Origin of the sequence: Psychromonas arctica, from assembly GCF_038155225.1 — a bacterium.
GTDB lineage: Bacteria > Pseudomonadota > Gammaproteobacteria > Enterobacterales > Psychromonadaceae > Psychromonas > Psychromonas arctica_B.
The window spans coordinates 39,409-52,011 of the sequence record NZ_JBAKBA010000011.1 but is presented as its reverse complement, the minus strand read 5'-3'; the positions used below and the strand labels follow the sequence as shown (position 1 = coordinate 52,011).

At 37.1% G+C, this 12,603-nt stretch carries 11 protein-coding genes; 3 read left to right on the top strand and 8 right to left on the bottom strand.

From position 1 onward, the window contains the following. The first annotated feature begins 19 nt into the window (after positions 1 to 19). Positions 20 to 433 (top strand): hypothetical protein, encoded by a 414-nt coding sequence (locus tag V6255_RS06550; RefSeq protein ID WP_341627430.1) that lies wholly within the window; start codon positions 20 to 22, stop codon positions 431 to 433. A gap of 65 nt (positions 434 to 498) precedes the next feature. On the opposite strand, the gene V6255_RS06545 is transcribed toward V6255_RS06550, so the two are convergent. From V6255_RS06545 to ahpC, 4 genes are all read right to left on the bottom strand, one after another. Continuing rightward, on the bottom strand, positions 499 to 657 hold the full coding sequence (locus tag V6255_RS06545) for a YqaE/Pmp3 family membrane protein (protein ID WP_341627429.1): 159 nt from the start codon (positions 655 to 657) through the stop codon (positions 499 to 501). Positions 658 to 1,033: 376 nt separating this feature from the next. Further along, positions 1,034 to 1,858: a PEP-CTERM sorting domain-containing protein gene (locus V6255_RS06540; protein WP_341627428.1), complete on the bottom strand. Its 825-nt coding sequence runs from the start codon at positions 1,856 to 1,858 to the stop codon at positions 1,034 to 1,036. 277 nt (positions 1,859 to 2,135) lie between these two features. Beyond that, the gene (gene ahpF / locus V6255_RS06535) at positions 2,136 to 3,731 is read right to left on the bottom strand and encodes an alkyl hydroperoxide reductase subunit F (protein WP_341627427.1); all 1,596 of its coding nucleotides are present in this window, start codon (positions 3,729 to 3,731) and stop codon (positions 2,136 to 2,138) included. A 210-nt stretch (positions 3,732 to 3,941) separates the two neighbouring features. After that, a complete protein-coding gene (gene ahpC / locus V6255_RS06530; RefSeq protein ID WP_025565046.1) occupies positions 3,942 to 4,499 on the bottom strand; it encodes an alkyl hydroperoxide reductase subunit C in 558 nt (185 codons plus the stop codon). Positions 4,500 to 5,322: 823 nt separating this feature from the next. Here ahpC and proB point away from each other — a divergent pair. Next, positions 5,323 to 6,435 carry a glutamate 5-kinase gene (gene proB / locus V6255_RS06525; RefSeq protein ID WP_341627426.1) on the top strand — a complete coding sequence of 371 codons (1,113 nt, stop codon included), beginning with the start codon at positions 5,323 to 5,325 and terminating at the stop codon, positions 6,433 to 6,435. Between the two features lie 172 nt (positions 6,436 to 6,607). Here the strand turns inward: proB and fruA are convergent, their stop codons facing one another. Genes fruA through fruB form a run of 3 tightly spaced genes read right to left on the bottom strand, consistent with a single transcriptional unit; the run spans position 6,608 to position 10,540 of the window. Next, complete coding sequence (gene fruA, locus V6255_RS06520; protein WP_341627425.1) at positions 6,608 to 8,368, bottom strand: PTS fructose transporter subunit IIBC; 1,761 nt, start codon at positions 8,366 to 8,368, stop codon at positions 6,608 to 6,610. A 30-nt stretch (positions 8,369 to 8,398) separates the two neighbouring features. Beyond that, complete coding sequence (gene pfkB / locus V6255_RS06515; RefSeq protein WP_341627424.1) at positions 8,399 to 9,406, bottom strand: 1-phosphofructokinase; 1,008 nt, start codon at positions 9,404 to 9,406, stop codon at positions 8,399 to 8,401. Between the two features lie 3 nt (positions 9,407 to 9,409). After that, positions 9,410 to 10,540, bottom strand: a complete 1,131-nt coding sequence (fruB, locus tag V6255_RS06510) for a fused PTS fructose transporter subunit IIA/HPr protein (protein ID WP_341627423.1) — start codon at positions 10,538 to 10,540, stop codon at positions 9,410 to 9,412. A 273-nt stretch (positions 10,541 to 10,813) separates the two neighbouring features. Here fruB and cra point away from each other — a divergent pair, with 273 nt between their 5' ends. Further along, positions 10,814 to 11,794: a catabolite repressor/activator gene (gene cra, locus V6255_RS06505; RefSeq protein WP_025565051.1), complete on the top strand. Its 981-nt coding sequence runs from the start codon at positions 10,814 to 10,816 to the stop codon at positions 11,792 to 11,794. 81 nt (positions 11,795 to 11,875) lie between these two features. On the opposite strand, the gene thiQ is transcribed toward cra, so the two are convergent. Next, positions 11,876 to 12,601, bottom strand: coding sequence for a thiamine ABC transporter ATP-binding protein (thiQ, locus tag V6255_RS06500; RefSeq protein ID WP_341627422.1), 726 nt, complete (start codon positions 12,599 to 12,601; stop codon positions 11,876 to 11,878). Positions 12,602 to 12,603 lie beyond the last annotated feature (2 nt).

Genomic DNA, 12,603 nt, shown 5'->3' with positions numbered 1-12,603 from the left:
AACCTAAAAGGAAAATTCAATGTCTCAGTCTATTTCACCAGCTTTAACAGATCGTCTACAAAATAGTTTACTCGCACTTCGCCTAGGTGTTTTTATTGTTATGTTTATTTGGACTATGGACAAGTTTGTTAACCCTGCTCATTCAATTGGCGTATTTGATAAATTCTATGGTATTGGTGGCTCTAGCCACATGATCACCTACCTACTAGGTGCATTACAGCTATTGTTAGTACTTGCTTTTGTAACCGGTATTAAAAAACGTTTTACCTACGGTCTTATCTTTTTAATGCACGGTGGTTCAACATTATCTGCGTTTGCAAAATATGCAGACCCATTTAACAGCCTATTATTCTTTGCCGCTTGGCCAATGTGGGCAGCATGTTTTGCACTTTATTTATTACGTGATGCCGACGTTAAATTTACAATAAAATAAAATAAATGCCCCAATAGTAGGCTACTGGGGCATTTTTTGTTGAGCTTGTTAAAACAACTTAGTAGTTATTTAGTAGTTACCCATAAAGCGTGAATGATGCCAGGCACCCAAAAGAAAATACTTAATATTAAATTAATAAAAAAGTCTTTTCCTAATCCAAACTTTAACAGTACAGCTAATGGTGGTAAAAAAATACAAATAAGGATATTGATTAATTGATTCAAAGTACTCTCCTAGTTAAAAGTTACAATCTTTAAAAAAGCACATCATATCGTTTTCATTGAAATAAGTCTTGGTTAACCTATTTTCGACCATATCAACAGATCTACTTTAAAATTATATTATTTCAATAACACTAATACCAATCTGGATAAATAAATGATCTATTCAGGCGTTAGGGAAAATAGATGCTAGCAAAGCGTTGATTGCATTAACTCGTTATTCTCATTACAAAATCAACAACGAAGCTAGCATTCATTTTAACAAGCATAAATGACTAGATAATTACTTAGATTGGTATAATTAACTGATCTATTTCACTTATTGAATATCATTAGTCTTGCTTTATTAATACTTAACTTTTATTTCTCAGATCTACATTTACTTATTTTGCTTTTTAAATAGCAAACCAATTAACCCAAGGCCTAACAAGAATAAAGTTTCTGGCTCAGGAACGTCAACTGGGGAGGTAGCCACTTGCAAAGCAGCTTCTAAATTAGAACCATCTAAAAAGCTCATGCTCAAAGTACTCCATGCATCAGCGTAACCATTTTGAGCTCCAGCAAGCATATTTGACACAATAAAAAAACTTTCACCAGCTTCTATATCAAAACTAATAGTATCAAAAACGTTTACATCCAAACCATCACTAATATAAAGCGACATAGGACTTAACAATGGTTGGCCAATTTCATACACTAACGTGGCGTAGCTTGGATACCAATCTAATGAAGTACCACTGAGGACAGCAATAGATGCACCTAAGTAATTATTGGCATAACCTGATTCATTATCACTAACTGAGCCATGAAGATTTACATTCAAATCAACTGTTTTTGTTTCAGTACCCGTATTAGTGAAGTTTTGTACTGCAAATGCAGTGGCACTAGTACTCGAGTGTGCAATAGCACTCGTTTCTACACGCAATAATGGCAGAAATGAATCACTAACAAAAGAAGAGTACGCTTGACCACTTCCGTACCCATTAACACCTAGGCTAGTATAAGATTCCGTTTGTCCTTCATCATCGTTGTAGTCAGAAGAGCGAGAACTGCCATTACAATATGATGGACAATTAGTATAATTACCCACTGAAGTATAAGTACCTACACCTTCAATTGCAGTAGCATGAACATTAGATAGAAATAAAGAAAATGCACTAACAAAAGCGACTTTGTATGATTTATTAATAGACAGTTTAGCCATATTTTACGTTCCTTGTAGTTAAAGTTATATTTTTCAATGCGTTAGAAGCAAGGTTCATTCCAAAACAAAATAACAATTAAATATCAACAAGTTACTTACCCAAAAGGATAAAGAATAAAAAAAACACCTATTAAAGTGTAAAAAATTCAGACACTTACCTAATATCAAAACAACAAAAAAAGGCCAAACACATTAAGTGTTTGGCCTGCTGCTAATACTAGCCCTCGCTAAAAGAGGAGCTATAACAAAAATCGTATTACTTATTTATAACTATAAACTAAGCAACTTCTGCAACTTTAGCGACAGGAGCTGGTGTTCTGATCAAGTGGTCAAAGGCACTTAGACTTGCTTTTGAACCTTCACCCATTGCAATAATAATTTGCTTGTAAGGTACCGTTGTTACGTCACCTGCGGCAAATACACCTGGTAATGAAGTTTCACCTTTTGCATTCACTTCGATTTCACCACGTGGTGATAAAGCAACACCACTGTCTTTTAAGAAATCACTGTTTGGTACTAAACCAATTTGAACAAAAATACCTGCAAGCTCAACTTCATTTTCTTCATTACTGACACGGTCAAGGTATTTAAGCGAAGTAACACGCGTCCCATCACCAATCACTTCAGTTGTTTGCGCACTTTTGATAATAGTTACGTTACCTAGGCTGTTTGCTTTATTTACTAGTACTTGGTCAGCACGTAATGTATCTGCAAACTCTAATACTGTAACGTGCTCAACTAAGCCCGCTAAGTCTATCGCCGCTTCGATACCTGAGTTACCGCCACCAATAACCGCTACTTTTTTGCCTTTAAATAATGGTCCATCACAGTGAGGACAGTAAGCAACACCTTTGTTGCTGTATTCCTCTTCACCTGGTACGTTCATTTTTCTCCAACGAGCACCCGTTGAAAGAATAACACTACGACTTTTTAAGATAGCGCCACTTTCAAGTTCAACATGAATGTAACCATCTTCTGTTTTTTCCGCGGCAACCACTGCGCCAGCACGTTGCTCGTTCATGATATCAACGTCGTATTCTTTAACGTGTTCTTCAAGTGCAGCAGCTAATTTAGGACCTTGTGTTTCTTTTACAGAGATGAAGTTTTCAATCGCCATGGTATCCATTACTTGTCCACCAAAACGTTCAGCAACCACACCAGTACGAATACCTTTACGTGCAGCGTAGATTGCAGCTGATGCACCAGCAGGGCCGCCACCAACCACTAATACTTCATACGGTTCTTTTTCATTTAATGCCGCAGCTTGTTTTTTCGCTGCGCCAGTATCAACTTTGCTTAAGATTTCAGTTAGTGTAATACGACCTTGGGTAAAAACTTCACCATTTAAGTAAACACTTGGTACTGCCATGATGTTACGTTCAGCGACTTCAGCTTGGAATGCACCACCGTCAATCATCGTTGCTTTAATATTAGGGTTAATCGCCGCCATCATGTTTAGTGCTTGCACTACATCAGGACAATTCTGACAACTTAAAGAAATAAAGACTTCAAAGTTAAATTCACCTTCTAAATTTCTTACTTGTTCAATCACTTCAGCATCAATCTTCATAGGGTGTCCGCCACTATGTAGTAACGCTAATACTAATGATGTGAATTCGTGTCCCATAGGTAAACCAGCAAATCCAATAGCAGTATTTTTAGTTGGATTAACTACTTGCATAATAGGCTGACGAGTACTTGCCGAAGCATCTTCAATAACCGTTACTTTTTCGTGCAATGAAGCAATATCAGTTGCTAAAGCCTGTAATTTTTTAGCGGTTTCACTATCGTCTAAGCTAAGAACAAGCTGCACTTCTGTTTTTAAGTTTTCTAAGTATGCTTTTAATTGAGCTTTCATATTTTGGTCTAACATAACGGTACCTTTATAATATTTTTTGGCTGTGTTTATTTACGCTTAGTTAAAAACGTAATGAGCAATTTGGGTTAATTTAAAAATCGACTCTCTCGTCAATAAGGCTTTATAAAAATCTATTTTTAAATGACCTCAGCGACATGGCCAAGGTCTATTTATTACTAAGCAGTTAAGTCATTAAAATAATTAAACTGCTTAGTTTTTTTAGACTTAGATTTTACCTACTAGGTCTAGTGAAGGAGCTAGTGTTTCTTCGCCTTCTTTCCATTTAGCAGGACATACTTCACCTGGGTGAGCAGCAACATATTGTGCAGCTTTAACTTTACGCATTAGGTCTTCAGCGTCACGGCCAACACCTTCAGCAGTTACTTCTAGTGCTTGTACAACACCTTCTGGATCCATCAAGAACGTACCACGGTTTGCAAGGCCTTGACCTTCACGCATCATACCGAAGTTGTTTGTGATAGCGCCTGATTGGTCACCAACCATGAAGTAGTTGATTTTACCAATTGTGTCTGAACTATCGTGCCATGCTTTATGAGTGAAGTGAGTATCAGTAGATACAGAGAAAACTTCAACACCACGTTTTTGTAGCTCTTCGTAATGGTCAGCAACATCGCCTAATTCAGTAGGACAAACAAAGGTAAAATCAGCTGGGTAGAAGAAGAAGATAGACCATTTACCTAGTACGTCTTTTTCAGAAATCTCTACGAATTCACCTTGTTTAAAAGCAGTTGCGTTGAATGGTTTAAGTTTAGAGTTGATCATTTTGTTATTCCTAATAAGTGAGTTAAATAATTACTATTTAGACTCTCTGCGAGTCCATGGAAAGCATTATGTAACAAATCACTTAATAGGTGAAATTGTTAGTTTCGATTGGATCAATAGCTAAATACTATAGATAAGAATATGTAGATAAAGGTGTATAGATAGGTATACGTAGGTGATTAATTTCAGATATAGAGATCACGACTAAAGACGAGTGCCTGTTTAGGTAAAGCATAATAGTGATGCGATTATTATTAACGGTTCATTATGCCAATAATTAATACTTGAAATGGCGTTAACTTGTTTTAAGTCGTTAATTATTTTGATCATTAAATAACGTAAATTGATATTACCGTATTTATTCAACACTATCTATAAAGAATATGTCACTTTAAATAAGTTGTTATTCAAACTAATACGAGTAAAAATAAAGCATAGATTGCATTAAAATAAAGCACTTAGCGCCTCTTAAATAATGACTGAACTTTTACAAATCAAAACAGTCTATTTTATTCGAGCAAAAAACAATCAAAATAAAAATGTAATTATGTTACACTATGTTAATTACATGATAAATAATTGTATTTATTTATGTGATTCATCTTTAAATCAACCATCTTTAAATCAACTTAGTAAGGCAGGACGTAGAGTAATGGCTCTCATGAGAAATTATCATATATCAACAAACCTTCCCCCTCCTAGATCGACCAGTTCCCACACTTAATTAATAAAAACAGTTATTTATACAGCAAATCGCTTTTTACTCTTGCGGTTAATGTTGTGCATAAAAAAAGAGTAATGCAGTAAAGTTAAAAGAGAAAATATGAAAAATCATAAATGGAATCGAATTGTACTTAAAGTCGGTAGCGCACTAATTGCACCAGAAAGAAAAGGTTGTAGTTCACGCTACTTATTACATATCGCCAAATTTATATTACAATGCAGAGATATGGGAATAGAAGTTATTCTTGTCTCTTCAGGGTCAGTTGCCGCAGGTGCACACTTTTTTGGTAATATCGAAAAGCCCTCTCTCCCAATTAAAAAAGCAATGGCGGCAGCCGGACAAAATGAAATGATGGCAGCATGGGATCGATTCTTTGATTTCCCATCAGCACAAATTTTATTAACACATGGTGATTTCCAAGATAGAGAAAGATACGACAGTGTTCGTGAAACTATCTTCGCATTACTTGAACATGGTATTTTACCCGTTGTTAATGAAAACGATGTAGTAACGACAGATGCGTTAAAAGTAGGTGATAACGATAATTTATCAGCAATGGTAGCAGCGGCAGCAGATGCTGATGCGCTGATCATTTGTTCTGACATCGATGGTTTATATAATAAAAACCCGCATACTCATGACGATGCAGTGATGATTAAAAACGTTAATACTATCGACCAGAGTATTTATGATATGGCTGGTGGCGCACACAGCAGTGTTGGTACTGGCGGTATGCAAACTAAAATAGAAGCTGCTGAGAAAGCCACTTCTCACGGTCTAACAACCTATATTATCAATGGCTTTAAAGAAAGTTCATTTGAGCAGTTAATACTTGGTAATAACCCCGGTACTGTATTTGCCCCTTATGCAAAACCAATGGAAGAAGACTTACATTGGATGACGCATACGTCGAGAGCACAAGGTGAAGTGGTTATTGGAGATGGATTTGAATATCCGCTTGATGAAAACAGCGATCAATTAACCAGTAATGAAATAGTTGAAGTATTAGGCGAATTCTCTGCTGGTGATACTATTTTAATACGCAGTGATGATGGTAAACATCTCGCTAAAGCTGAAGCAAATTACAGTAGTTGTCTGCTGAACTTTATTTCAGATCACGATAACAATGATGACGATAATGAATTTCTACATCAGACAGGTCCATTAGTATCTGATAAAAATATTGCTGTTTTAGACCAGGAAGATAAGTAATATTTTAGAATAAAGTTATAACCTCAAAATAACGTTATAAACTAAAAGTAACGCTATAAAAAAGGGAGTTTACGATTAATATCGTAAACTCCCTTTTTATTATTCCGCTTTTAACTTTTAACTAGGCTTATCAAATCTAAACTTATTATTGTCAAGTTTGCTTAAATACAGATTAAACAACAACAGCTTCTTTCATTTCCTCTTTATTTTTCAAGAAAGCATAAGTAAAGCCCGTCACCGCGGTTCCAGCTGCAATTGCTACTAAGTACAGTAAGACCGGTGAGATAGCATTAGGAATCAACAAGACAAATAAACCACCGTGCGGCGCAAGTAATTGAGCACCAAACAACATTGAAAGACCACCTGTTAATGCCCCACCTGCCATACAACTAGGGATAACACGCATCGGGTCTTTTGCTGCAAATGGAATAGCACCTTCAGAAATAAAACATAAACCTAACACAAATGAGGCTTTACCGGCTTCACGTTCGCTATCAATGAATTTTTTCTTCGCAAGGAATGTTGCCAATCCCATTCCTAGTGCAGGTACCATCCCCGCCGCCATAATCGCAGCCATCGGACCGTATGATTGAGAAGCTAATAGACCCACACCAAAAGTGTATGCCGCTTTATTCACTGGACCACCTAAGTCGAAACACATCATACAACCCAACACGATACCTAGCAGAACAGCATTAGTTGACCCCATGTTGGTTAGGAACTCAGTTAACGCCGCCATAATGCTTGCAACGGGACCACCGACAACATAAATCATCACTAAGCCAGTAAATAAACTCGCGACAAAAGGAATGATTAAAATAGGTTTAAGTGCTTCCATTGACTGTGGAAGTGACACTTTATCAGCAATAAATTTCGCCGCATAACCTGCGATGAAACCTGCCGCAATACCCCCTAAGAAACCCGCACCTAATTGGCTTGCTAACATACCACCGATTAAACCAGGTGCTAAACCAGGACGATCAGCAATTGAGAAGGCAATAAAACCTGCTAATACTGGAATCATTAACGCAAACGCAGCACCACCACCTATATCCATTAAGGTTGCTGCGATGGTGCCTTTTTCTTTAAAAGCTTCAATACCGAATACAAACGACAGTGCAATCAATAAACCACCCGCAATAACAACAGGAAGCATATGTGAAACACCTGTCATAAGATGTTTATATACGCCCTTCTTCTCTTCATTTTGAGGAGAACTTGCGTTGCCCGTTACTTGAAAAACCGTCGCTTGTGCAAATGCTTTTGTCACCTCTTGTTCAGTTTTTTTAAGTGCTAAACCAGTACTTGTTTTGTATAGACGTTTGCCATTAAACCGGTCTAATGACACTTCAATATCAGCAGCAATAATCACTAAATCTGCATCAGCAATATCTTGATCAGTTAATTGATTTTTTGCACCGACCGAACCACGAGTTTCAACTTTAATGCGATGCCCTTGACGCTTAGCCTCAACTTCCAATGCTTCAGCAGCCATAAAAGTATGAGCAACCCCAGTTGGACAAGCTGTGATAGCGACAATTTTCTTAGCACTAGATTCGTTAGTAGTACTATCAGCTGTACTTATATTAACAACAGCCCCTTTGCTTGCTTTATCGACCGTTAGTATTTGAGCATCATTAACAGCGCTCTCTAACCAGACTTGTGGGTTTTCAGTACAATTAGAAATCACACCTTGATACACTTTTTTACCTATAAAACGTGTTGTGTCGATATCACTATTTGACGCAATAATAATCACTTCAGCAGCTTCTATATCGGCAGCCGATAACACTTCAACGGGTAAGACTGTTGATTGACACTCTATTAAAGCATTAATATTTAATTTATCGCTTGCTTGCTTTAATAAACCAGCCGCAATAATACTGTTTGCAACGCCGCTTGGGCATGCAGTTACAATGGCTATATTTTTCATACTCAATCCTTAAATAAGTTATTAACGCGTTTATACGTTTGTTGAAATAGGGTTACTGTGAGTGATCTGTTTTTGTAAATCAGTTACGACTTGAACACTTGGTACACCGACACCGACTTGCGACACAGCTAAAGCGGAGAGTGCTGTCGCAAAAGAGAGCGTCTGCTCTGCTTGCCACTGTTTCATGTACCCCCAACAAAATCCTGCCACCAAGGTATCGCCGGCCCCAACCGTACTCACGACATTCATTTTAGGTGGTTGAGCATAGCGCCATAACGCGTCATTTTGGTCGTCTTTACTCAACCACATCACACCCTTAGCCCCTAATGAAACAACGATATTTTCAATACCTTTACTCGCTAAATCTTGCGCTGCTTGTTGGCATGCTTCAGGCGTCTCTAACTCACGCCCAACAAATTCAGATAACTCTTCGTCATTCGGTTTAATTAACCAAGGATGTGCGTCTAAACCTGCCGCTAAGGCCGCTCGACTACTATCAAAGATTACTTTCTTATCAAGTTGATGCAGTTTTTCTATCCAACTTGCACACAATTCAGGTGAAATACCCTTAGGTAAACTTCCTGCAAGCACAAAAAACTGATGCGTTTCAGCTAGCTTAAATAAACAAGTTTCAAACTCAGTGATAGCTTGTTCAGAGACTTCCACACCAGGAAAATTAATATCGCTAACTTGCCCATCTTGCTCAACTAATTTGACATTAATACGGGTTGAACCATCAACTCGGATAAACTCATCTTGAGCATTCATTTCACTAAATAATGTGCAAAATAATGCTTCATTATCACGTCCTAAAAAACCTGTTACCGTCACTTCAGCACCTAAATCAGAAAGGACTTTTGCAACGTTAACGCCTTTGCCTGCGGCATGTAGTGAACCTTTATTCGCTAAACTTACTGAGCCAATATTTAAGGTATCTAAACTCCCTGTTAAATCTAATGCTGGGTTTAATGTAATAGTGACCACTTTATTATGAACAGTGGCATCTTGATTATGAATAATAGTCTGTTGGTCGCTCATTGTTTATCCCTCACTCAAGCCAGAAACAATAGCTTCGCCAATGCCCACTAATGCTTCTTTAGCATCAGGTCCGTCAGCGCTAAATTGCAATGAGTCGCCATGCTTAACCCCTAAACCAATGACCTTCATTAAACTTTTAGCATCAACAAATTTATTTTCGCCATCAATATTTGAAACTTTAATTGTGGATTTATATTGCTTCACGGCAGCTACCAACATCGCACTTGGACGAGCATGTAAACCATGCGTATTGTTAATTTTAAATGTCGCTACGTTATCTTCATCACCAACCATTTGTTGAGTTGAACTTGTAAACAACTCAACTAATTCCGCCGTAGTTGAAGTCAATATTTTTGTTTGTTGTTGACCAAAGACTAACTGACTAATGGTGCTTAACAATGAACTGTGTGTACTATTACATGCCGCAATAGCAATCAGACCTTTTACAGGCAAACCTTTAAACTCACAGGTTTCGTTAGTCGTTAAAATAGACATTGCAGAACGTTTAACGCCTTTATTTCCACTGACTAACCATAAGCCAATACCTAAGTGTGTAGCTTCTTTAGTCACTAATTCAGCAACAAATTGATTTTCAACATTGCCACTATTTTTTAATAACCCACCAGCAACCGCGCTCATTTGGATCATGTCAGTCGCAGGGAAGTTTAATTGTATTAATGCTGGTGAAAAATCAGCTTCAAACTGCACTTCGCCATTCAATAACTTAATAATGTCTTCTTTGGTTCGAGCTTGTTTTAATTTGTCTTCTACATTATCAGCAGATAACACTTTAGTTAATTGTTTTAAAATACCTAAATGTTCATCAGACTTAGCAGCAATACCAATCGCGACATAAGCTATATTCCCATCACCCCAATTCACACCTTCAGGGAAATGGTGTACAACAACACCGGTCTTATTCACCAAATCTCGTGTATCTGTTGTGCCATGTGGAATCGCAATACCATTACCTAAAAACGTTGAATTTTGTTTTTCTCGGTTAAGCATACCTGTGACATATTGATCAGCTACTAAATCATTATCAGTCAGTTGCTTAGCAATCGCTTTAATGGCTGTGGTTTTATCAGCAGCACTTTGTTGTAAGGTTATATCGTTATTAGTTAGTGTCAGCATCGGTCTTAACCTCTCGCTATATTAATGAGTTATCAATTACTTAATAACTTACTGAATCGATTCAGCAAATCATTCAAAAAAAAGTTCAGCAAGTACTTATTAAATTTATAAACCAATAATTGATAGGTTATATTGCTCTCAATTATTATAAACTTTAAGTGTTACTGAATCGTTTCAGCTTTTATAGTGAATCGATTCAGCATACAATGCAAATACTAAACAAAATAGACTTCCATTAATTTGATCTTGTCGACATAAATAAGGATCTTGACCGTGACATTAGATAACATTGCCAAATTAGCAGGCGTATCAAAAACCACTGCAAGCTATGTCATTAATGGTAAAGCTAAGCAATATAGAATCAGTGAAAAAACCCAACTGAAGGTAATGGCGGTGGTTAATGAACATAACTATAGCCCTGACCATGCAGCTTCTGCTCTTCGTGCTGGTAGCAGCCGATCCTTTGGTTTGATCATTCCGGATCTTGAAAATAGCAGTTATACAAAACTGGCTAAATTATTGGAATGTAATTCTCGTAAGGCCGGATATCAAATTCTTATTGGCTGTTCTGATGACGATCCTGAAACAGAAAAAAACTTAGTAAAAGCATTATTAAGTCGCCGAATTGATGCACTTTTTGTTGCCAGTGCTTTACCTGATGGCAGCGATTATTATCTGAAAATACAACAACAAGGCACACCTATTATTGCACTCGACCGTGCATTAGATGATGAACATTTTGGATGTGTTATTAGTGAAGATTTTGATGGTGCTTACGAGTTAACGGGGTCGGTCATTACAGAGAATATTAAATCGATTGGTTTGATTGGTGCTTTGCCTACATTAAATATCTCTCGCCAACGTCATGCAGGGTTTGAAGCTCAAGCTAAAAAACAAGGGATAACTTGTACTTCAATTTATGGAGAACACTTTAATAGTGAATCGGGTAAAGCTGTTTTTAAACAATGGTTAAAAGAAGACAAGATACCCGATGCCATTATTGTCACGTCTTATACTATGTTAGAAGGTATTTTAGATGTGCTTATTGAGCAACCTGAACTGATGAAAACGGTCAAACTAGGCACCTTTGGTGATAACCGTTTATTAGACTTCTTACCGATTAAAATTAACTCATTAGCACAGCAATTCGAACTGATTGCGGATAGTGCATTAGCATTGGGTTTGAATGCGTCTGCTAAACGCTATCAAGCTGGATTAGAGCTAATACCAAGAAAAATTGTGATTAGGAAATAAAGACACAAAAGCCCAAAAAGATAAAATAGGTTTATGACAACATTCATAAAGCACTACTTATAGGTTTTGTAAAAAGAGCGGCTATTCAATGGAATGAATACGACCTACCTGCGCACTTAAAAAATGTGCTAAATGCTTGTTTGGATGAGTCACTTTAAGTTGATCTATGCTTTCAGCAGTGAGTGCTTTTCCATGATCAACAAAAATAAAATCAGAAGCGACAGCTAATGCATCTTCAATATGATGCGTCACCATTAATACAGTTACATTTTCTGACTTTGCTAAAGATTGCACTCGTTCTAACATGGCGACTCTCAATATCGGATCTAATGCCGAAAAAGGCTCATCAAGTAATAAAATCGGTTTATTTTGTACAAAACATCGCGCCAGAGCAACGCGTTGCTGTTCACCACCAGACAGCTCTGCAGGAAAACGCGTCAGTAATTCCTCTACACCAACTTGTAACGCGACGGTTTTTAGATGTTCTTTTTGTTGGTCTGTTAACTTTAAGCCTGGGTGTAAGCCTAAACCGATATTGTCATAAGCAGACAGGTGAGTGAATAAGTTATTATCTTGAAATAAAATAGAGAGTGGGCGTTGATAAGGTGCTTGCTTTAAAATGGACTGTTCATTTATTTTAATATCTCCTTCAATAGGCGAAATAAACCCCGCTAATAAATTCAATAAGGTACTTTTACCGGTCCCACTAGGCCCTAAAATAGCAACTAGGCTACCTTGCTTGATTTGTAAATTAAAATGAAATTGCTGCTGTTGGTAATTATAATTTACCTTCGAAAATTCAATCATGG